Origin of the sequence: Kitasatospora sp. NPDC058190, assembly GCF_042883685.1 — a bacterium.
GTDB lineage: Bacteria > Actinomycetota > Actinomycetes > Streptomycetales > Streptomycetaceae > Kitasatospora.
The window spans coordinates 117,063-138,530 of sequence record NZ_JBHVVI010000003.1; the positions used below are offsets into that span (position 1 = coordinate 117,063).

15 protein-coding genes, 1 pseudogene and 1 riboswitch are annotated in these 21,468 nt (G+C 73.8%); of the genes and pseudogenes, 6 read left to right on the forward strand and 10 right to left on the reverse strand.

Annotated features, from left to right (window positions below):
* Positions 1-13: 13 nt before the first annotated feature.
* On the reverse strand, positions 14-1,027 hold the full coding sequence (locus ACFVWU_RS02395) for an ABC transporter substrate-binding protein (protein ID WP_387614348.1): 1,014 nt from the start codon (positions 1,025-1,027) through the stop codon (positions 14-16).
* A gap of 107 nt (positions 1,028-1,134) precedes the next feature.
* Between ACFVWU_RS02395 and fhuB the strand changes: the two genes are divergently transcribed.
* The 5 genes from fhuB (at position 1,135) to ACFVWU_RS02420 (ending at position 6,514) form a co-directional block, all read left to right on the forward strand.
* Positions 1,135-3,300, forward strand: coding sequence for a Fe(3+)-hydroxamate ABC transporter permease FhuB (gene fhuB, locus ACFVWU_RS02400; protein WP_387614351.1), 2,166 nt, complete (start codon positions 1,135-1,137; stop codon positions 3,298-3,300).
* Between the two features lie 21 nt (positions 3,301-3,321).
* Entirely contained in the window at positions 3,322-4,434 is a 1,113-nt protein-coding gene (gene fes / locus ACFVWU_RS02405; RefSeq protein WP_387614354.1) for an enterochelin esterase, read from the forward strand.
* A 74-nt stretch (positions 4,435-4,508) separates the two neighbouring features.
* Positions 4,509-5,324: a Scr1 family TA system antitoxin-like transcriptional regulator gene (locus ACFVWU_RS02410; RefSeq protein WP_387614357.1), complete on the forward strand. Its 816-nt coding sequence runs from the start codon at positions 4,509-4,511 to the stop codon at positions 5,322-5,324.
* The gene (locus tag ACFVWU_RS02415; protein WP_387614359.1) at positions 5,321-5,518 is read left to right on the forward strand and encodes a DUF397 domain-containing protein; all 198 of its coding nucleotides are present in this window, start codon (positions 5,321-5,323) and stop codon (positions 5,516-5,518) included. The genes ACFVWU_RS02410 and ACFVWU_RS02415 overlap by 4 nt, the downstream gene beginning before the upstream one ends.
* Positions 5,519-5,580: 62 nt before the next feature.
* A riboswitch (guanidine-III (ykkC-III) riboswitch) is annotated at positions 5,581-5,647 on the forward strand.
* A 12-nt stretch (positions 5,648-5,659) separates the two neighbouring features.
* Positions 5,660-6,514 (forward strand): MBL fold metallo-hydrolase, encoded by an 855-nt coding sequence (locus ACFVWU_RS02420; protein ID WP_387614361.1) that lies wholly within the window; start codon positions 5,660-5,662, stop codon positions 6,512-6,514.
* Between the two features lie 6 nt (positions 6,515-6,520).
* On the opposite strand, the gene ACFVWU_RS02425 is transcribed toward ACFVWU_RS02420, so the two are convergent.
* On the reverse strand, positions 6,521-7,072 hold the full coding sequence (locus ACFVWU_RS02425) for a Uma2 family endonuclease (RefSeq protein WP_387614363.1): 552 nt from the start codon (positions 7,070-7,072) through the stop codon (positions 6,521-6,523).
* A gap of 90 nt (positions 7,073-7,162) precedes the next feature.
* On the opposite strand from ACFVWU_RS02425, the gene ACFVWU_RS02430 reads away from it, so the two are divergent.
* On the forward strand, positions 7,163-7,717 hold the full coding sequence (locus ACFVWU_RS02430) for a hypothetical protein (protein WP_387614366.1): 555 nt from the start codon (positions 7,163-7,165) through the stop codon (positions 7,715-7,717).
* On the opposite strand, the pseudogene ACFVWU_RS02435 reads toward ACFVWU_RS02430, so the two are convergent.
* From ACFVWU_RS02435 to dhbC, 8 genes and pseudogenes are all read right to left on the reverse strand, one after another.
* A pseudogene (locus ACFVWU_RS02435) lies at positions 7,644-9,129 on the reverse strand (DHA2 family efflux MFS transporter permease subunit); the annotation flags it as partial. The gene ACFVWU_RS02430 and the pseudogene ACFVWU_RS02435 sit on opposite strands and share 74 nt — an antisense overlap.
* On the reverse strand, positions 9,099-9,284 hold the full coding sequence (locus ACFVWU_RS02440) for an MbtH family protein (RefSeq protein WP_387614369.1): 186 nt from the start codon (positions 9,282-9,284) through the stop codon (positions 9,099-9,101). The gene ACFVWU_RS02440 and the pseudogene ACFVWU_RS02435, both read right to left, overlap by 31 nt.
* Positions 9,281-16,576, reverse strand: a complete 7,296-nt coding sequence (locus tag ACFVWU_RS02445) for an amino acid adenylation domain-containing protein (RefSeq protein WP_387614372.1) — start codon at positions 16,574-16,576, stop codon at positions 9,281-9,283. The genes ACFVWU_RS02440 and ACFVWU_RS02445 overlap by 4 nt, the downstream gene beginning before the upstream one ends.
* A gap of 254 nt (positions 16,577-16,830) precedes the next feature.
* The gene (locus ACFVWU_RS02450; RefSeq protein ID WP_387614375.1) at positions 16,831-17,583 is read right to left on the reverse strand and encodes an AMP-binding protein; all 753 of its coding nucleotides are present in this window, start codon (positions 17,581-17,583) and stop codon (positions 16,831-16,833) included.
* Positions 17,584-17,660: 77 nt separating this feature from the next.
* Positions 17,661-17,894 carry a phosphopantetheine-binding protein gene (locus ACFVWU_RS02455; protein ID WP_387614378.1) on the reverse strand — a complete coding sequence of 78 codons (234 nt, stop codon included), beginning with the start codon at positions 17,892-17,894 and terminating at the stop codon, positions 17,661-17,663.
* Complete coding sequence (locus ACFVWU_RS02460; protein WP_387614381.1) at positions 17,891-18,541, reverse strand: isochorismatase family protein; 651 nt, start codon at positions 18,539-18,541, stop codon at positions 17,891-17,893. Before ACFVWU_RS02460 ends, ACFVWU_RS02455 begins: the two co-directional genes overlap by 4 nt.
* A gap of 34 nt (positions 18,542-18,575) precedes the next feature.
* Positions 18,576-20,234 (reverse strand): (2,3-dihydroxybenzoyl)adenylate synthase, encoded by a 1,659-nt coding sequence (locus ACFVWU_RS02465; RefSeq protein ID WP_387614384.1) that lies wholly within the window; start codon positions 20,232-20,234, stop codon positions 18,576-18,578.
* Positions 20,231-21,415 (reverse strand): isochorismate synthase DhbC, encoded by a 1,185-nt coding sequence (dhbC, locus tag ACFVWU_RS02470; protein WP_387614538.1) that lies wholly within the window; start codon positions 21,413-21,415, stop codon positions 20,231-20,233. The genes ACFVWU_RS02465 and dhbC overlap by 4 nt, the downstream gene beginning before the upstream one ends.
* Positions 21,416-21,468 lie beyond the last annotated feature (53 nt).

Here is a 21,468-nt window from a genome sequence, read left to right on the forward strand (position 1 = left end):
GATCGTCCGGAACTCAGGACGCGGAGAGCGCCTTGCCGAAGTCGCCGATGACCACGTCGGCCGCGAGCGGACCGCCCCGGGTGGACCAGACCGAACCGTCCACGGTGACGGTGCGGTTGTTCTTCACGGCGTTCAACTCCTGGTAGGCGGGCTTGGACTGGACGTCCTTGAGCGCGGCCTTGCCGTCGTCGGTGAGGGTGGACAGGAACAGCCAGTCGCCGTCGATCTCGGAGAGCTTCTCCAGGCTGAGCGCGGGGCTGTGGGCGTTGCCGTCCTTGTCCTGGGCGGTCGGGCGGGTGAGGCCCATGTCGAGGGCGACGCCGCCGGCGAACTGCTTCTTCTCCATCCAGCTCGGGCCGGTGGGGTTCCAGCGGACGATGGAGACGGCGGCGCCCTTGTTCCTGCCGAGGTCGGCGCCGGCCTCGGTGGCCTTGGCCTGGTAGTCGTCGATCACCTTGTTCGCCTGGTCGAGCTTGTTGACGGCGTTGCCGATGCCGCGGAAGGCGAGCTTCCAGTCGTCGGTGGGCGCCATGGTGACCAGGGTCGCGGGGGTGATCTCGCGCAGCTGCCTGAGCATCTGCTCGTCCTGCATGTCGCCGGCCAGGATGAGGTCGGGCTTGGCGGCGATCACCTTGTCCATCACCGGCTGCAGCAGGTTGCCGACCACCGGCACGCCCTGAACCCTGTCCTTGAGGTACGCGGGCGGCTCGTTGAGCCCCTGGCCGTTGGTGATGCCGACCGGCTTGACACCGAGGGCGAGCACCGCGTCGAGGTCCTCCTGGGTGAGGGTGACGATCCGCTCGGGCTCGGCGGGGACCTCGACGGCCTTGCCGGTGGCGTCCTTGACGGTGCGCTTGTTCGCCGAGTTCCCGGAACCCGAGGAGTTCGCGGAGTTCGCGGAGTTCGCGGAGTCTCCGGAGTTCGAGGAGCCGCAGCCGGCGAGCAGGAGGGCGGCCGCCCCGGTGACGGCCAGCACCCGGGCCGCACGGCGGCGGACGGGGCTGAGCGGGCTCTGGGCGTACGGCATGGGTGCCTCCGGGGCAGGGGTGGTACGGGAGTTGGGCGGCGTCCGGGCAGCTCGGCACGACGGCGGTGCCCCACGGGACGCCCCGTTCATTAGGTTAGCCTTACCTTATGACATCGTCGCAAGCGGGCGTCCACGAAGCGTCCGTCGCCAGCGCGCCCGACGCTCCTCCCCCGCCACCGCCGGCCCGCCACCGCAGCGCCTGGCCGGTCGCCGTCGGAGCGGTCGCGGTGCTGCTCGCGCTCGCCGCGCTCTCGCTGTCGGTCGGCGCCGGGGAGGTCGGCCCCGGAGGCGTACTGGACTACCTGCTGAACCGCGACGGCGCCCGCGCCGACCACCGGCTCGCCCTGGTGATCGGCGACCTGCGACTGCCCCGCACCCTCACCGCCCTGCTGGTCGGCGCCGCACTCGGCGTCGCGGGCGCCCAGTTGCAGTCCGTCACCCGCAACCCGCTCGCCGAGACCGGCCTGCTCGGCGTCAACGCGGGCGCCTCACTCGGGGTGGTGCTCGGCATCGCCGTGCTCGGCGTGCAGACCTCCTACGGGTACCTCGCCTTCGCCTTCGGCGGCGCCGTCCTCGCCAGCGCCCTGGTGCTGCTGATCGCGGGCAGCCGCGGCGGGTCCCCGATGCGGCTGGTGCTCGGCGGCTCCGCCGTCGGCGCGACCTTCGGCGGCATCACCGGCGTCCTGATCGTCAACTCCCCGGAGGCATACGATCGTTACCGGGTCTGGGTGCTCGGCTCGCTGGCCGGGGTGCAGGGCTGGACGACCCTGCGCCAGCTCGCCCCCGTACTCGGCGCCGGGTTCCTGCTCGCCCTGCTCACCACCCGCCCGCTCAGCGCGCTGGCCCTCGGCGACGACCTCGCCCGGGGCCTCGGCCACCGGCCCGGCGCCACCCGCGCGACGGTCGCCCTCGCCGTCACCCTGCTCACCGCCTCGGCGGTCGCCCTGGCCGGGCCGATCTCCTTCCTCGGCCTGCTCGCCGGGTTCCTGGCCCGGGCGGTCGCCGGGCCGAGGGTCGGCCGACTGACGCTGCTCGCCGGCGCGTTCGGAGCCGCCGTGCTCACCGGCGCGGACGTGCTGGCGCGACTGGTGGCCCGGCCCTTCGAGGCGCCGGTGTCAGTGATCGTCGCCCTGATCGGCGCCCCCGCGCTGATCGCCATCGTCCGCTCCCGCCGCTCCGCCGCCCTGACGCCGGCCGACCCGGCCGAGGACGCGATGACTTCCGTACGACGGGCCGAACCGGCGCCCGCCAAGCCCGACTTGGCGCTTCGGTACGGCGCTTGGTCGCTCCTGATCCCCCGCCGCTCCCTGCTCGCCGCGCTCGGCCTGGCCGCCACGCTGCTCGCCGCCGTGGTGGTCTCCGCGCACGCCGGGCAGAGCGAGCTCGACCTCGGCCGCACCCTCCAGGCCGTGTTCGGCTACGGCGAACGGCTGGACGTGCTGCTGGTGCAGAAGTTCCGGCTCGGCCGGATCGTCGCGGGCCTCGCCGCCGGCGCCGCCCTCGGCCTGGCCGGCTGCCTCACCCAGACCCTGGCCCGCAACCGACTGGCCACCCCCGAACTCCTCGGCGTCAACGACGGCGCCACCGCCGCCGTGCTGATCTCCGCCACCGCCTCGGGCTCCTTCGGCGCGTGGTGGGCCGGGCCGCTCGGCGCGCTGGCCGCCGTCCTGGTGGTCACCCTGGTCTCCGGCGGGCTCGGCGCGCGCGGCTACCGGGTGCTGGTGGTCGGGCTCGCGATGTCCGCGCTCGCCTCGGCGGTCATCCAGGTCGCCATGGCCCGGCGCTCGCTCAACTCGGCTGGCTCGCTGTACGTCTGGACCTCCGGCAGCCTCAACGGGCGCGACCACGCCGTCGCCGCGCCCGTCCTGATCGGGCTCGCGGCGCTGGTGCCGCTCGCCCTGGTGGTGGCCCGACGGCTGGCGGTGCTGCGCTTCGACGACAGCGTGGCCGCCTCGCTCGGCGTCGACCCGGGCCGGGTCCGGCTCGCCTGCCTGCTGCTGGCCGTGGTGCTCGCCGGACTGGCGGTCGGCGTCTGCGGGCCGGTCGGCTTCGTGGCGCTCGCCGCGCCCGTCATCGCCGGGCGGCTGGCCGGGCCGACCCGCGTGCCGGTGCTCGGATCGGCGCTGACCGGCGCGCTCCTCGTCGTGCTCGCCGACACCGTGGGGCGGGTGCTGATCGGCGGGGTGGAGATCCCCGTCGGCATCGTGACCACCGTCCTCGGCGGGCCCTTCCTGCTCTGGGTGCTGCTCGGGCGCCGCCAGGGTGCCGTCTGACCTGTTTGAGGAGTAACCGTCTTGAAGAACCACCCGCTCGTCGCGCCCGATCCGGACGACCCCCGCTACCGCCTCGTCACGTTCATCCACCGGGGCCGGGACTGCGACGGCGTCCTCGCATTGCTGCACACCGTCACCGACAAGGACCGGCACGCCGGGGACCTCACCCCGCACCTGATGGCCCGCGAGGGCGAGCAGTGGCGGCTCACCTACCGGCTGCGCGCCGACCACCGGGCCTCCTACCAACTCCACCCCTTCCGGGGCGAGACCCCCGGCACCACACGGGCCGACTGGCTGCGCGTCCTCGACCAGGCCCGCCCCGACCCGTTCGACGGCGAACCCCGACTGCCGGCCCGCGACGGACGCCATCCGTCCTCGGTGCTCAGCCTGCCGGAGGCGCCCGCCCAGCCGTACGTCCAGCGGCGGGACGGCGTGCCGCGCGGGCGCACCCTCGCCCACACGGTCGCCGGGCGGCGGGTGGACGTCCACCTCCCGGCCGGGCACGATGCGGGGCCGTACCCGGTGGCGGTGCTGCTGGACGGCGAGATGTGGGGCGGGGTGCTGTCCGTCGGCGACACCTTCGACAACCTGACGGCGGACGGCGTGATCCCGCCCACGGTGGCGCTGCTGGTCCACACCATGGGCCCGGCACGGCCGGCGGACCTGAGCTGCAACCCGGCCTTCGTCGACCTGCTCGCCGACCGGCTCCTCCCCCGGGCGGCAGTCGAGTTCGATGCCGCGCTGGCCCCGGCCGCAACCGTGATCGCCGGCCAGAGCGCGGGCGGCCTCACCGCCGCCTTCGCCGCATTCCGGCGGCCGGACCGGTTCGGCAACGCGCTCTCCCAGTCCGGCTCGTTCTGGTGGCCGGACGGAACGGAGTTCGACGCGGGCAGCGAGTGGCTGACCCGCCAATTCGCGGCCGGGCAGCGGCGGGCGGCGCGGTTCTACGTCGAAGTCGGCCTCCAGGAGTGGATGCTGCTCGCGCAGAACCGGCACCTGCGCGATGTCCTCACGGCCCGGGGGTACGAGGTCGAGTACCGCGAGTTCAACGGCGGCCACGACTACGCCTGCTGGCGCGGCGGCCTCGCTGATGGCCTCGCGCACCTGCTGGGGTCACCCACAAGGACCATTTAGGTCGATTCGCATACCTCCCAGACCCTTGGGGATCTAGCGTCGGAACCCACACCGAGTGACCTGGGGGGTCAGCGATGAACGCGTCCTCGTCCGCCACGCCGCCGCCGATGTCATGGCTGTACTGCGGCAACCAGATCAAGCTCTGGCGCACCCGCGCTGGAGTCAGCCGCGAGGACCTGGCGGCTCGGGCCGGGTACAGCTACGAGAGCCTCCGATCGATGGAGGCCGGGCGGCGCAAACCGTCGCTGCACCTGCTACAGGTGGCAGACGAGTTCTGCGACGCGAAGGGGCTCCTCGTTTCGGGGGCGGACTACCTGAAGCCCGAGAAGTACCCGCACTTCGCTGAGGACTACATGCGATACGAGGCAGAGTGCATTGTCATCAACTGGTTCGCAACACTGCTCATTCCGGGCCTCCTACAGACGGAGGAAACCGTCCGGGCCCTCCTCCTCTCGAACTGGCCACCGCTGGACGACGAGACCGTCGAGGAACGCGTCGCAGCACGGCTTGAGCGCCAGGTCCTGTTGAAAACCCAAACCAAGTCGTTCAACTTTCTGATCAGCGAAGCAGCGCTCCGCCATCCGATCAGTAGCCTTGACGCACACAAGCGCCAGTTGCTCCACCTGCTCACTGCAGGCAATCCACGCCACATCGAAATCCAGGTAGTACCAAGCTGCGGCGCGCACCCCGGCTTGAACGGACCATTCATTCTGCTGGACACTGCGGAGCATCAGCGGCTCGCCTATGAGGAAGGCCATGCAATGGGGATGCTCCACGCCGACCCGGGAAAGGTGGAGCTCCTGAGCCAACGCCATGCAATGATCCTTCGGCGAGCCCTCAACCCCGGGGCCTCGGCAGAGTTCATCGGCAAGTTGGCGGAGGAGCTATGAACACCCAATTGACCTGGTTCAAGTCCAGCCACAGCAGCACCGAGGGCGGCGCCTGCGTCGAGATCGCCCTCACCCCAGCCGCCGTCCACGTCCGCGACTCCAAGGACAGGACTGGCCCACAGCTCTGCTTCACCCCTGAGGCGTGGACCGACTTCGTCCAGCTCGCCCGAGACGTTTCTCCTCTGGAGCGCTGAATCCACCGGTAGAGCCGAGGGATTCCGATACGAGCGTCCACTCCGCTCGTGCTAGCGTCCCCGGGGCGGCGCAGCGGCACCGCCCCGGACGAGATGTGCGCCGTACCCGGTCCGCCAAGACGACGCACTCAGGGAGGCGTCATGGCTGTCGGTGCACCGGTCGCTCGTCCGCTAGACGTGCGGTGGATCCACGGCTCGCCGTCCGCGAAGCACAACACGGACGCGGACATCCAGGTCCACGAGTACGACGAGCACACCGTCATCCTCCGGCAGAACAAGGCGGTCAACTACGAGGCGCCGTTCCTGTTCCTGCTCTTCGGGGCGGAACGTGCCGTGCTGATCGACACCGGGGCGACGGCGGAGTCCGAGTACTTCCCGTTGCGTGCGACCGTCGACGATCTGATCGCGAAATGGCTCACCCGCAACCCGCGGGACGAGTACCGGCTGCTCGTGCTCCACACCCACCCGCACGGCGACCACATCGCCGGCGACGGCCAGTTCGCCGACCGGCCCGCAACCACCCTGGTCGGTGCCGATCTTCCCACGGCCTGGCCGTACTTCGGCTTCGACCGGGACGCCGAGGCGGTGGCCCGGGTCGACCTCGGCGGCGGGCGGGTGCTGGAGTGCCTGGCCACCCCGGGGCACCACGAGGCGGCGGTCACCTACTACGACCCGTGGACGGGCTTCCTGCTCACCGGCGACACCGTCTACCCCGGCCGGCTCTACATCAACGACTGGCCCGCCTTCGGTCGCACCGTCAAGCGGCTGGTCGAGTTCAGCGAGAGCCGCCCGGTGACGTACGTCCTCGGCTGCCACATCGAGATGACCCGCACCCCGGGCGTCGACTACCCGATCCGCGCCACTTACCAGCCCGACGAACCCCCGCTCCAGCTCACCGTCGACCACCTGCACCGCATCCGCGCGGCCGTCGCCGAACTGGGCGACCGGCCGCGCCGCCACCCGCTGGACGACCTGATCCTCTGGCCGAACGGCTGAGGCGGGTCAGTCCCGATAGGGAACGAGCGCCGACACGTCCAGGTCGAAGTCGAACGGCTCGGGGATGTGGATCCGCTCGCCGAATTCCCTTTCGGTCCTGGTGTGGTAGCGATCGCGATTCGGCTCGGAGAACAGGGTGACTGTCTTCTGCCGTGGGTCAACGATCAGATAGAGCGGGAAGCCCATACGAGGGTAGTCGCGGACCTTCCCGGCCCAGTCGTTGTCCGGGTTCGACGGGGAAACGATCTCGACCGCGATCAGAGCCAGTTCCGCAGGGATGTTGTGCCCGGCAAGGTCGACGACGTCTACGGGCAGGTAGGTGAGATCCGGGTTCCTCACGGCTCCGACCTCTGACGAGAACAGGTCGCGGTTGCCGGTCGGAAAGTACCCGGCCGGACAGTGGGCCTCGAACTGTCGTTGGACGAGGGCGAGGTTCAGCTGGTGAATCGACGACGAAGACGCCTGCATGACGATGACGTCGCCGGACAACTCGACCTTGTAGCCGTCGGGAAGGCTCCGTCGGGCCTCTTCGAGAAGACGGTAGCGCTCGGGATTCATGCGATCTCCTCCAGTGCTCCAGCCACCGTACGACAGCAAGGGCAGACCGGGAGGACATCACATCCCCTGCCCAAACGTGTCTTGACTGGAATGCTGGCCGACATGACTAAAGATCACGTTGGCCGGCTCGTCGGCGCTGGCTTCGGGCTCGTCTTCATCGAGGCCAACGCGGGAGCACTGCCGGCAGGGGTGGCCATCCCCCTGCGCCTGATCGGTGTGGCCACGTTCCTCGGGCTCGTCCTCTTCGGACGGCGCCGGCCCCAAGCGACCGAGAGCGGTGGCGGATCCACGGGCACGAGCTTCGGCGGACGGTACTGGCTGGTCGTCCTGGCCGAGGTGGTGGCGGTCGCCGCCGGGCTGGCGGTGATCAACCGAGTGCTGCACACCCCACAGGCGACGGTGGGGTGGATCGCCGTGGTGGTCGGCGTGCACTTCGTCGGGCTCGCGACCGTTTGGCGCAGGCCTGAACTGCGCACGCTCGGTGGCGGGATGGCGGCCTGCGGGGTGGTCGGCCTGGTGCTGGCCTTCTGCGGCGCCGCCGCCGCGCTCGTCGCGCTGGTGGCCGGGATCGCGCCCGGCGTGCTGCTGCTCGGGTCGGTGTGGTGGTCCGGCCGGGCGGCGGTTGCGCCCGGCCGGACGAGCTGAGGTCAGTCGGACGGGGGTTGGGCGGGTAGCCGCGCGGCCAGTAGGGCTCCGGCGGCGACCAGGGCTCCGGCGAGAGCGAGCGCGACACGGTAGGGAGCGGGGTCCGGGCCCTCTGCGAGGGCGCCGAGCAGGGCGGCCGTGGCGGCGATTCCGAGGGCGCCGCCGAGGGTGCGGAGGATGGTGAAGAGGGCCATCGCCCGGCCCATGGCGAGTGGGGGGACGTCGGCGAAGCCGGCGATCTGGACGGTGAGTACGGCGGTGCCCAGCACCAGCCCGACGGCGAACATCAACGCCCGTACCACCCAAGGGTCTTCGGCGAAGCCGAGCGAGGCCAGCACCAGCGCCGCCAGCAGCAGCGCGGGCAGCGCGAGGCGGCGCGGCCCGAGCCTGGGCAGCAGCCGGTCGACGACCTGGGAGGCGGCCATCAGGCCGATCGCCTCCGGGAAGACGCTCAGCCCGGCGTCCAACGCCGAGGCCCCGCGGGCGGCTTGGTAGAGCAGTGGGAGGACGAAGAGCGCGCCCATCAGCCCGGCCGAGGTGAGCAGGGCCAGCCAGCTCGCCGTGCCGAAGGTCCGGTCGCCGAGCAGTCGCAGGTCCACCAGCGGTGCGGCGGAGCGGAGTTGGGACCGTACGGCGGCGCCCAGCAGGACCGCCCCGAGGAGGCCGCCGAGCGCCACCCCGGGCGAGCACCAGCCGTGCGCCGGACCGAAGCCGAGGGCGTAGGTGAGCAGGCCCAGGCCCGGGGTGGCGAGCAGGAACCCGGTGGTGTCGAAGCGGCCGGCCGGGGGTTCCTGCGCGGCCCGCAGGCCGAACAGCCCGATCAGCACGGCCGCCGCGCCGATCGGCAGGTTGACCAGGAACAGCCAGTGCCAGGAGAGGTGTTCGGTGAGGAAGCCGCCGAGCGGGGGGCCGAGGGCGGGCATCAGGGCGGTGGGCACGATCAGGATCCGGCCGAGGCCGGCCCGCTCGTGCGGTTCGAAGGCGCGGAACAGCAGGGTCATCCCGACCGGGGTGAGCAGTCCGCCCGCGATGCCCTGCACCGCCCGGGCAGCGGCCAGCGGGCCGAGGCCGGGCGCGGCCGCGCACAGGGCGGAGGCGAGGGTGAAGGCGGTCAGCGCGCCGAGGAAGACCCGCTTCACGCCGTACCGGTCGCCGAGCCAGCCGGCCACCGGCAGGCCGAGGGCGAGGCCGACCAGGAAGGCGGTCTCCACGGAGTTGGCCGCCGAGACGGGCCGGCCGAAGTCCTCGGCGATGCGGTACAGCGCGGGATTGACGATGGTCGAGTCCAGCCCGTTCATGCACATCGCGGCCGTGTGGACGACGACCACCGCGGCACGCCCCGCGAGCAGGGCGCGCGCCGGGGACCGGACGGCCGGATGGGTCACCGGTCGGTCCAGTGCGCGGTGATCCATGCCAGCGCGTCGGAGCGCTCGCACGGGCCGTGCGCGACGCCCCAGCCGGCCGGGACGGCGGCGAAGGCGGGCCACAGGGAGTGCTGGCCCTGGTCGTTGACGAGGGCCAGGAACTCGCCGTCGGCGTCGAAGGGGTTGGCGGGGGCGTCACTCATCGGGAGCTCTCCAGTCGGTCGGCGATCACGCTCGCGATGTGCGCGATCGGGGCGGGCAGGGTCATGTCCTTGTGGGAGCAGGCCACATCGGTGCTGACGATCCGGCCGGAGACGTACGGGGCCCAGAGTTCGGGCACCAGGGTGTCGTCGACGGTGTCGACGGTCGCGCGGAAGAACAGCACGTCGCCGTCGAAGCGGCGGTGGTCGTAACCACGGACCAGGTGGTTGGTGTTGAGGTAGATCTCGTTCAGTGCCGTCACGGTGACCTCGTCCAGGCCGGCCAGCGGGCTGCCCTCGCGACTCAACAGATCGATGACGGCCTCGAGTTCGAGCGGTTGGCCGTCGAGGTCCGCGGGCCCGAAGCCGCCCATGGTGAGCAGCGCCTCCAGCGCCTCGGCCTGGTCGGGGACGGGCAGCGCGCGGAAGCCCTCGGCCGGGTAGGCGTCCAGGATGGCCAGCAACTCGACCTGCCGGCCCAGCTCCTGGAGCCGGACGGCCACGGCGTGCGCGATGATCCCGCCGGTGGACCAGCCGAGCAGCCGGTACGGGCCCTCGGGCTGGATCTCGCGCAGCCGGTCGGCGTAGTGGGCGGCCAGCTCCTCCATGGTGGCGGGCAGCGGTCGGCGGGCGGTGGCGGCGCCGACGCCCTGGGCCTGGAGGCCGTAGATCGGCACGTCCGCCGGGAGGTGGCGGATCAGGCCGGTGTAGCACCAACTCAGGCCGCCCGCCGGGTGGACGGCGAACAGCGGGCGCTTTCGCCCAGGGGCGACGGGACGCAGCGGAAGCAGCACGTCCAGCGCGTCGGCGTCCTCGGTGGCACCTGACAGTGCCGCGTCGAGCGCGGCCACGCTGGAGACCTGGAACAGGGTGCCGATGCCGACCTCCAGTCCGAGCACCTCGCGGATCCGGCCGGCCAGGCGGACCACCAGCAGCGAGTGGCCACCGAGCGCGAAGAAGTCGTCCTCGACCCCGACCGACGCCAACCCCAGGACCTCGCCGAAGAGTTGGCACAGCTGCTGCTCGCGCGGGCTGCGCGGCGGCCGTCCGGCCCCGGCCGGCGGGGCCTCGGGGGCGGGCAGGGCCCGGCGGTCGAGCTTGCCGTTCGCGGTGAGCGGCAGGCGGTCGAGCAGTACGACGGCCGAGGGCACCATGTGGGCGGGCAGTTCGGCGGCGGCGTGGGCGTGCAGTTCCTCCGGCCCGGCGGCGCCCACCGCGTACCCGACCAGCCGCTTGTCGCCCGGGACGTCCTCGCGGACCACCACGGCCGCATCGGCGACTGCCGGGTGGGCGGCCAACACCGCCTCGATCTCCCCGAGTTCGATCCGGAAGCCGCGCAGCTTGACCTGCTGGTCGGCGCGGCCGAAGTACTCCAGGACGCCGTCGGCGCGGCGGCGGGCGAGGTCGCCGGAGCGGTACATCCGGGTGCCGCGCTCGCCGAACAGCTCGGCGTACGGGTCGGCGACGAAGCGGGTGGCGGTGAGCTCGGGGCGGCCGAGGTAGCCGCGGGCCAGGCCGGCCCCGGCCACGTACATCTCGCCGGTGACGCCGGGCGGGACGGGCTGCAGCTGCTGGTCGAGGACGTAGACGCGCAGGTCGGGGATGTTGACGCCGATGGTGCTGCTGCTGGTCGCGGCGGCACCGGCCCGGTCGAGGGCGATGTACGAGACGTGCACCGTGGTCTCGGTGATGCCGTACATGTTGACCAGGGTGGGCGCGTTCTCCGGGTGGCGCGCGTACCAGTCCTCCAGTCGGGCGAGTTCGAGCGCCTCACCGCCGAACACCACGTAGCGCAGGGCGAGTTCGGTGCCGGGTCGGTCCCGGTCGGCGGCGCTGAGCTGGTAGAAGGCGGACGGGGTCTGGTTGAGGACGGTGACGCGCTCGCGGGCGAGCAGGTCGAGGAAGGCGGCCGGGTCGCGGCTGACCAGGTGCGGGACGACGACCAGGCGGCCGCCGTACCGCAGGGCGCCCCACAGCTCCCAGACCGAGAAGTCGAAGGCGTAGGAGTGGAAGAGGGTCCAGACGTCCTCGGCGCCGAAGCCGAACCAGGGGTCGGTGGAGCCGAACAGCCGCACCACGTTGCGGTGGGTGACGGGCACGCCCTTGGGTCGGCCGGTGGAACCGGAGGTGTAGATGACGTACGCGATGTCGTCGGCGCGCAGCGGTCGGGTGCGTTCGTGCTGGGCCAGTGGGACGGCCGGGTGGCGATCCGACTCCGACCCGTCGACGAGGAGTCGGGGCACCGCGTGGGCGGGCAGCCGGGGTGCGGTGGCCCGGTCGGTGAGCAGGGCGGCCGGGGTGGCGTCGGCCAGCATGTAGGCGAGGCGGTCGGCGGGGTAGTCGGGGTCGAGCGGGAGGTAGGCGGCGCCGGACTTGGCCACCGCGAGCAGGGCGACCACCAGCTGGACGGAGCGCGGCAGGGCGAGGGCGACGATGGCGCCGGGGCCGATGCCGTTGGCGGCCAGCTGCCGGGCCAGGCGGTCGGCGCGGGCGGCGAGTTCGCTGTAGTCGAGCCGCTCGTCGCCGCAACTCACGGCGACGGCCGACGGGTTGACGGACGCGGCCGCCTCGAACAGCTCGGGCAGGGTGGCGTCGGTCGGGGCGCCGACCGGGTCGCCGTTCCACTCGACCAGGGCGCGCAGCCGCTCCTCCTCGCTGATCAGCGGGAGTCGGCCGATCGGGGTGTCGGGGTCGGTGGCGGCGGCGGTCAGCAGTCGGGCGAGGCGTTCCCCGAGCGCGGCCACGGTGGCGGCGTCGAAGAGGTCGGTGCGGTACTCCAGGAAGCCGCCGATGCCGCCGCCGGGCAGCTCGCCCGCGTTGAGGGTGAGGTCGAACTTGGCGGTGCCGCTGGGGATCGCGGTGAGCTCGGCGGTCAGGCCGCCGCCCAGTGCGGTGGGCTCGTCGGGGCGGCTCTGCCAGGCGAGCATCACCTGGAACAGCGGGTGCCGGGCGAGTGAGCGCGGCGGGTTGAGCTCCTCGACCAGGCGGTCGAAGGGCAGGTCGGAGTGCTCGTGGGCGGTGAGGACGGTCTCGCGCACGCGTTCGAGCAGGTCGCGGAAGGAGGGGTCGCCGGACGTGTCGGTGCGCAGGACGACGGTGTTGACGAAATAGCCCACCAGCTCGGCGGTTTCGGCGTCGTCCCGACCGGCCACCGGGGTGCCGACGGGGAGGTCGGTGCCGCAGCCGTGCCGGGTGAGCAGCGCGACCAGCCCGGCCTGGACGGCCATGAAAACGGTGCTGCCGGAGGCCTGGGCGAGCCCGGCGAGGGCGGTGTGCGCCTCGGCGTCGAGGGTGAAGGGCACGGTGGCGCCCTGGTGGCCGGCGACGGCCGGGCGGGGGCGGTCGGTGGGCAGGTCCAGCTGGTCGGGCAGACCGGCGAGGGCGGCGCGCCAGTGCTCGGTCTGCCGTACGGCCAGCGGGGTGGGCCCCTCGGCGGTGCCGAGCAGCTGCCGCTGCCAGGCGGCGTGGTCGGCGAACTGGATCGCAAGCGGCGGCAGTTCGGGCGCGCGTCCGGCGAGCCGGGCGGTGTAGGCGGTGGCCAGGTCGCGGACCAGCGGGGTGGTGGAGGCGCCGTCGCTCGCGATGTGGTGGAGCAGCAGGAGCAGGGTGTACCGCTGCGGCCCGTGCGCGAACAGGGTGGCGCGCAGCGGAGGTTCGGCGGCGAGGTCGAATCCGTGGCGGACGGCCTCGGTCAACCGGCCAGCGCCGTCGTGCAGTTCGACCGGTGCGGCGGGCAGGATCCGCTGGTAGGGCGTGCCGTCGGGCTCCTCGCCGTAGACGGTGCGCAGGACTTCGTGCCGGGCGGTGAGGTCGCCCAGGGCGAGGGTGAGCGCGCGGCGGTCGAGGGGGCCGGTGAGGGTGAGCGCGAGCGGGATGTTGTAGGTGGGGCTGGGGCCCTGGAGGCGGTGCAGGAACCAGAGGCCGCGCTGGGCGGGCGAGAGCGGCATCCGTTCGGTGCGTGGCACGGGGAGCAGGGCGGGGTGCGGTTCGGGGACCAGGGCGGGGTGCGGTTCGGGCGCCGTGCCGACCCGCTCGGGCGCCGTGCCGGCCTGGAGGAGGCCGGCAAGGGCGGCCGGGGTCGGGTGGCGGAAGACGTCGGCGAAGGCCACCGGCGCGGCGAAGGTCTCGCGCAGTCGGGCGGCCAGGCGGCCGGCGAGCAGGGAGTGACCGCCGAGGTCGAAGAAGGAGGCTTCCCGGCCGGGTGTGGTCGGCAGTCCGAGGACGTCCGCGAACAGCCCGCAGACCAGCTCCTCCTGCGGGGTGGCGGCGGCCGTGCCGGTGGCGGCGGCGGGCTCGGGCAGGGCGCGGTGGTCGAGCTTGTCGTGGGCGGTGCGTGGTAGTTCGTCCAGCAGCAGGACGGCGGCCGGGACCATGTGCGCGGGCAGCCGGGCGGCGAGCGCGGCGCGCAGCCCCTCCGGGTCCGGGGTGCTGCCGGGCGCGGGGACGGCGTAGCCGAGCACCCGCTTGCCCTGCGGGCCCGGGCGGGCGATCACCACGGCCTGGGCGACGTCGGGCAGTTGGGCGAGGACGGCGGCGATCTCGCCGGGTTCGATCCGGAAGCCGCGGATCTTCACCTGGTCGTCGGCGCGGCCGAGGAACTCCAGGGTGCCGTCGGGGCGGCGGCGGGCGAGGTCGCCGGTGCGGTACATCCGGCTCCCGGGCGGGCCGAAGGGGTCGGCGAGGAAGCGTTCGGCGGTGAGGTCGGGGCGGCCGAGGTAGCCGCGGGCCAAACAGGCGCCGGCAACGTACAGTTCGCCGGTGACGCCGTCGGGGGCGGGGCGCAGCGAGCCGTCCAGGACGTAGGCGCGGGAGCCCCGCACGACCCGGCCGGCCGGAGCGCCGGCGGGGCCCGGGGTCCAGGCGTAGGCGTCGACGGTGGTCTCGGTGGGGCCGTAGAGGTCGATCGGGTGCAGGCCGGGGACGGCGGTCAGGCGTTGCCAGAGGGTGGGCGGGGTGGCTTCGCCGCCGACCGCGAGGACGGCGGGGCGGTACCGCTCCTCGTCCAGGATGCCTTCGGCGAGCAGGACTTCGAGGTAGGAGGGGGTGAGGTCGAGGTAGTCGATGCGCTCGCGGTGGAGGTGGGCGGCGAGGGCGGCCGGGTCGCGGTAGGTGGCGTCGTCGAGCAGGTGCAGTTCGTGGCCGTGGACCATCCACAGCACCGGGTCCCAGGAGGCGTCGAAGGCGAAGGAGGCGCTGTGGGCGATGCGCAGCCGCTCGCGGCCGGTGCGGCGGACGGCGGGGACGATGTGGTCCTCACCGAGGCCGGCGTGCAGGTTGGCGAGCGAGGCGTGGGTGACGACCACACCCTTGGGGCGGCCGGTGGAGCCCGAGGTGTGCAACACGTAGGCAGGATCGTGGATTTGGGGCGCCGGCGGGGCGGTCTCCGGCTCGCCGTCGACATCCTCCGGCCGTACGGCGGGCAGGCCGGGCGGCAGATCGAGGGCGGCGAGCGTCTCGGGGGTGCCGAGTGCACAGACCGGGCGGGCGTCGGCCAGGACGACGGAGAGCCGTTCGCGCGGGTGGGCGAGGTCGAGGCTGACGCAGGCGCCGCCGGCCTTGAGGACGGCGAGCATCGCGACCAGGGTGTCGGCGCCGCGCGGCAGGGCGAGTGCGACGGGCGAGCCGGCCCGGACGCCGAGGGTGGTCAGGCGGTGGGCGAGACGGTTGGCCTTGACATCAAGTGCGCGGAAGGTGAGGGAGGTTGAGCCGCAGCGGACGGCGACGGCGTTCGGCGTACGGGCGGCCTGGGCGGCGAACAGCTCGGGTACCGTCTGCTCGACCGGAGGCTCGGTACGGCCCTCGGTGACGCGGCGCTGCGCGTCGGCGTCCAGCAGGTCGATCCGGGCGATCGGCGTCCGCGGAGCGGTGAGCAGCAGCTCGGCGAGGGCGTCGAGGTAGCGCAGCAGGCCGTCGCGGTGTGCGGCGAGCGAGGCGGCGCCGTGGCGGGCCGGGTCGGCGTCGAGGACGAGGCGCAGGGCACCGTCGGGGCCGGGCGAGACGTTCACGGCGAGGTCGTCCACCGGACCGGCGGCCAGGTTCCGGACGGTGCCAGGCAGGCCCGCCAGGTCGAGGTCGCCTTCGAAGGCCTTGATGTTGACCACCGGGCCGAACAGGGCGCGGCGTTCGCCGGTGAGCCCGAGGTCGCGGTGCAGGTCCTCCAGAGGGTAGCGCTGGTGGCGGCGCGCGGTGCGCAGCTCGCGGACCACCTGGCGCAGCAGCGCCTCGGCGGTGTCGGCGGGGCGGACGGTCAGGCGCAGCGGGAGGACGTTGGCGGTGGCGACGGGGGTGCGCAGGGCGACCGGGCCACGGCGGTTGGCGAGCGGGAGGCCGAGCAGGACGTCCTCGGCGCCGGTCAGGCGGTGCAGGTAGCCCGCGGTGGCGGCGAGGAGCAGTTCGGCCCAGGTGGCGCGGGCGGCGGTGGCGGCGCGGTCCAGGCGCTCGCGGGTGCCGGCGGGGAGGTCGGCGGTGAGGCGCAGCGGGACGGGGGTGCCCGTGGAGGTGGTGGTGGCGGCGCTGGAGGAGGTGGTGGCGGTGGCGGTGGAGGCGTCGGCCGGGGCGTCGGTGTGGGTGTTGGGGAGCGTCGCGGCGGCGTCGGTGCCGGCGAGGTGGGCGGACCAGTGGGCGCGGTCGGCCCGGTACTCCTCGCCGTCCCGGTAGGCGGCCTCTTCGGCGACGGTCTCGGCGAGGGCGGCGAAGGGGCTGGGGCCGGGCTCGACGCCGGTGACGAGTGCGGTGTAGTGGGCGGCGACGCGTTCGCCGAGGAGGGTCAACGCGTAGGCGTCGACGGCGAGATGGTGGATCCGGCGGTACCAGAGGTGGCGCTCGTCGGCGAGCCGGATGAGGGCGTGGGTGAACAGCGGGCCGGTCGCGAGGTCGACCGGGCGGGCCAGGTCGGCGCGCATCCAGGCCTCGGCCTCGGCGTCCGGGTCGTGGGCGGCGCGCAGGTCGAGGTGGTGCAGCGGCCAGCGGTGGCCGGGGCGCAGCCGCTGGCGCGGGGTGCCGTCCGAGCCGGTGACGACGACGGCGCCGAGCGCCTCGGCCTCCGCCACCGTCCGCCGCAGGGCCGCCTCGAAGGCCTCCTCGTCCAGCGGGCCGGCGATCTCAACGGCGTCGCCGGTGTTGTAGACCGGGCTGGCGGGGTCGAGCGACTGGGCGTACCAGATGGCGGCCTGGGCGGCGAGCAGCGGGATGTCGACGGGCTGCGTCGCGCCGGCCCGGGGCTCGTCGGCCCGGAGTTCGTCAGCCTGCGTCGCGAGGGTCTGGGTTTCGGCGGCCTGGGTTTCGGCGGCGGGCATGATGCGGAGATCTCCTCGGAAATTCGGAACGAGCGGTGCCGGGCGGCGTGGTGGCGATGGCGTGGACGGCGGCGGGCCTGGCGGGGGCCGGACGAGCGGGGGACCGGGCGGGCCGGGGCCGGTCAGGCGGGGGCCGGTCGGTAACAGCGCACAGGCAACAGCCGACAGCTTTCAGCAAACAGATTTCATCATCTGTTCGCTGAAAGCTGTTCGTTGTTCGCTGTTCGCTGTTCGCTGCCTGCCGCCGTCCGCCGTCACCCGCCCGTCAGCACCACCGCCGCGCCGGTCCGCAACGGCCAGAGCAATCCCCAGTGCGGCAGCCTGAGCTGCAGCACCCGGTCCCCCGGCCCGAGCGGATAGGCGGCCTGCAGCTCGCGCACCCGCCGGTCCGCCTCACCGTGGGTCAGCCGGACGGCGACCGGGCGCCCGCCCGGCCCGTACCTGACGCAGAGCAGGTGCTGCGGGGTGAGCGCGCGCGGCGGATCGGTGTCCAGTTCGGCCTCCGTGTCGAGCCCGGACAGCGCCCCCAGCGCCCCCGGTACCCCCTCCCCCAGCACACAGACCGGCTCGTTCTCCGCGAGCAGCCACTCCCGCCGCCCGGGCGGATCCGCCGGGTCCAGCCACAGATACGCCGCACCCGCCTTGGCCACCGCCAGCAACGCCGTCAGCAACTCCTCCGGGCGGCGGGCCGGTGCCAGCCCGACCACCGCCCCCGGTCCGGCACCACGTCGGGCCAGGGCGCGCGCCAGCCGGTTGGCCGAGGCGTTCAGCTCCCGGTACGTCACCACCGCACCGTCCACGAGCACCAGCGCCGGCGCCTCCGGAGTCCGTGCCGCCTGCGCCTCGACCGGGCCCACCACCGTGGTGGCCGGGTACTCGACCACCGGGCCCGGCCGCGTCGGCCCCGCCAGGACGAGCCCCTCCGCCGAGACGCCCGCCGAGAGGCCCGCCGAAACCCCCGCCGGACAGCCCGCCACCTCGACCCCCGCAGCCTCTGCCCCCGCCACCCTCTCGCCCGTCTCCCTCTCGCCCGTCTCCCCCGAGCCCGTCTCCCCCGAGCCCGTCTCCGGTACGACCGCCGCCATCAGGCCGCGCCCAGCAGCCCGGCCCAGGCCTCGATGGCCGGACGCGCCGCGAGCTGGACGAAGGTCACCTCGGCGCCCTCGGCCCGCCAACGATCGGCGAGCGACATCAGCCGGATCGAGTCCAGGCCCCAGTCGGCCAGGTTCTCGTCCAGCGGAATGTCCGCCGGGTCCTCGCCGAGCAGGTCGGCGACCTCGGCTCTGATCCGCTCCACCGTGAAGCCCACGCCCGTCACTTCCCCTCCGTCCCTTCCAGCGTCCCGATCACGGCCTCCGCCGTCGTGACCACCCCGCAGCGCCCGGCGATCCACTCCAGCGCCGCGCGGTGCTCCGCCGGCCCGAAGTCGGCGACCGCGTCGGCCACCACGAAGGCCTGCAGGTCCCGCATCCAGGCGTCGCAGGCAGTGGCCTGCACGCCGATGTGCGCGTAGACGCCGGTGATCACCAGCTGGTCCCTGCCCTGCTCCCGCAGCAGCCGCTCCAACTCGGTGCGCACGAAGGCGCTGTACTTCCACTTGGTGAGCACCGTGTCGCCCGGCGCCGGGGCGACGGCCTCGGCGATGGCCGTGGCGCGCGGGTCGTCCGGGATGCCCGGCCCCCAGAAGTCCTGTTGGAGCCCCCGCTCGGCCGGGCTCTGTCCGCCCGGCTGCGCCGTGTAGACGACCGGCACGCCGCGCGCGCCCGCTGTCCTGGCCAACGCCGCGACGTTGCCGAGGAGTTCGGGCACGGGAGCGGCCTCGCTGCCGAAGGCGACCAGGAAGTGGTTCTGCAGGTCGTGCACCAGCAGCACGGCGCGCGCCGGGTCCACCGTCCAGGAGACCCGGTTGGCGGGCAGCTCCGCGACGAGCGGCATGGGATAGCGGGGAATGCGGGGCAGGCCCACGGTGGTCGTTCCTTTACGGCTGGAAGTGGGGAGATCAACTGGCGTGCAGGGAGGCCGCGATGGCGGCCCGCAGGTCCTTCTTGCTGACCTTGCCGATCCCGGTGGCGGGGAAGGCCTCGACGAACTCCACCCGGTCCGGCACCTTGTAGTCGGCCAGCCCGCGCCGGCGCACGAAGCGCTTCAACTCGACGCCTCTCGGCGGCTGTTCGTGGCGCTCGGCGCGGAGCACCACGTACGCGCAGGTACGCTCGCCCAGGTACGCGTCGGGCATCGACACCACCGCCGCGTCGTGCACGGCCGGGTGGGCGAGCAGGTGGTTCTCGATCTCCTCGGCGGCGACCTTCTCCCCGCCCCGGTTGATCTGGTCCTTGGCCCGCCCCTCGACCACCAGGTGGCCGGTGGGCAGCCGGCGGACCAGGTCCCCGGTGCGGTAGAAGCCGTCCGCCGTGAAGGAGTCGGCGTTGTGCCCGGGCGCGTTCCAGTAGCCGCGGATGGTGTACGGGCCGCGGGTGAGCAGGTGCCCGGTGGTGCCGTCGGGCAGGTCGCGGTCCTGGTCGTCCACCACCCGGACCTCGTCGTCCGGCGAGATCGGGCGGCCCTGGGTGGTGGTGACCAGCTCCTCCGGGTCGTCCAGGCGGGTGTAGTTGACCAGCCCCTCGGCCATCCCGAACACCTGCTGCAGCGCGCAGCCCAGCACAGGGCGCACCCGACGGGCCGCCTCCGTACTGAACTTGGCGCCGCCGACCAACAGCACCTCCAGGCTCCCGTAGCCGAGCGCGCCGCGCTCGGCGGCGTCCAGCCAGAGCAGCGCCAGCGGCGGCACCAGGCCGGTGATCGTCACGCCCTCGCGCTCGATCAGCGGGAAGGCCGTCTCCGGGCCCGGCTGCGGGCAGAGCACCACCCGGCCGCCCGCGTACAGCGTGCCGAGCGAACCGGGCGAGCTGAGCGGGAAGTTGTGCGCGGCGGGCAGCGCGCACAGGTAAACGCTGTCCGCGTCGAGGGCGCACAGTTCGACCGAGCCGCGCAGCGAGTAGATGTAGTCGTCGTGGATGCGCGGGATCAGCTTCGGCACGCCTGTGCTGCCGCCGGAGAGCTGCAGGAAGGCGACGTCCCCGGGCTCGGGTTCGGCGGCAGGGCCCGGCCCGTCGCAGGGCACGTCCGCCAGCCGTTCGTGCTCCCCCGCGTCCTCTCCGGCCACCAGGACCAGCCGCAGCGAGGGGTTCTCCGCCCGTACCCGGCAGGCGAGTTCACGGTAGTCGAAGCCGCCCTCAACAGCCGGGACGACGTACCCGACGGCCTCCGTGAAGGAGCAGAAGTAGCCGATCTCGGCGTAGCGGTGCGCGGGCAGCGCGAAGACCGGCAGCGCGCCGATCCGGAACAGCGCGAAGACCACCTCGAAGAACTCGGCCGCGTTGGGCAGTTGGACCACCACCCGATCACCGGCCCGGATGCCCCGGGCGAGCAGCCCGGCCGCCATCCGGTCGGCGCGGCGGTCGAGTTCGGCGTAGCTCCAGCGCCGCTCCCGCCCCGCCGCCGAGTGCCCGCCCGGGTCGACGAGGGCGATCCGCTCGCCGTGCGCGGCGGCGCGCTCACGCAGCATCCGCCCGAAGGTCTCGCCGCGCCAGTACCCGGCGGCCCGGTAGCGCTCGGCGAACTCGGCGGGGTACGGGGTGAATCCGTCCGGGGGCGTCACCGGGCCACCCCCGCCGCATCCAGGAAGGTGCGGAACTTGGCGCTGGTCTCGGCGAGTTCGTCCTCCGGCAAGGACTGTTCGACCACCCCGGCACCCGCGTACACCCGCAGCGTCCGCTCGTCGGCCTCCGCGCAGCGGATGGTCACCACCCACTCGCCGTCGCCGGTCTCGTCTCCCCAGCCGACCATCCCGGTGTACAGGCCCCGGTCGAAGGGCTCGACCTCGGTGATCACCCGGCGCGCGAGGCCTGTCGGTGTCCCGCAGACCGCCGGGGTCGGGTGCAGCGCGCACGCCAACTCCAGGGCGGAGAGCGCCGGATCGGCCAGCTCGCCGGTGACCGTGGTCGCCAGGTGCCACATCGCGGCGGTGCGCACCAGGGTGGGCCGCTCCGGCACCTCCAGGTCGCGGCAGTACGGCGCCAGCGCCTCGCGAACGGCGTCCACCACGACGGCGTGCTCGTGCAGGTCCTTGGGCGACTCCAGCAGCGCGGCGGCGCGCCGCACGTCCTCGCCGAGGTCCTCGCCGCGTGGCACCGAACCGGCCAGCGGATTGGCCAGCACGGCCGTTCCCCGGCGGGAGAGCAGCAGTTCGGGGCTCGCGCCGATCAGGGTGCGGCCACCGCCGGCCGGCACCGCGAAGGTGTAGCCGCCCGGGTCGCGGCGGGCCAGCCGTTGCAGGATGGCGGGCAGGTCCAGTGGCTCGTCGGCGGTCAGCTCCAGCGTGCGGGCCAGCACCACCTTGCTCAGCTCCCCGTCGCGCAGCCGGTCGACGGCCGCCGCGACGCCCGCCCCGTACGCGTGCGGCTCGGGCACCGGGCGCACCCGCCACTCGGCCCCCTCGGCCGGCGGTGCGGGCAGCGCGATCAGCGGGTCGTCGCGCAGCGCCCCGGCCGCGCGGACCCGGGCGGGGACGGCGAGTTCGGCCCGGCTGTCCCGGTCGAAGGCCACCGCCCCGACCACCAGCGGCCGTTCGACCCCGGCGCGACGCGCCTCGGCCAGCGTCTCGGCGACCCGCACGGGCAGCGGACGCGCGTCCTGCGGCACCCGGGCGTGGACCCCGGCGGCGAGCAGGGTGCGGGTCGGCGAGGCGAAGAAGGCCTCACCGGCGGCGGCCCGGTACTGCCCGAGCAGGCCGCTGGCCGCACCGATGACGGCGTGGTCGGGGCCGTCGGCGGGCGGCATCCCGGCGGCGGGCCCGACGGGGGCGTGGTGCACCGTGGTCACGGTGTTTCTCC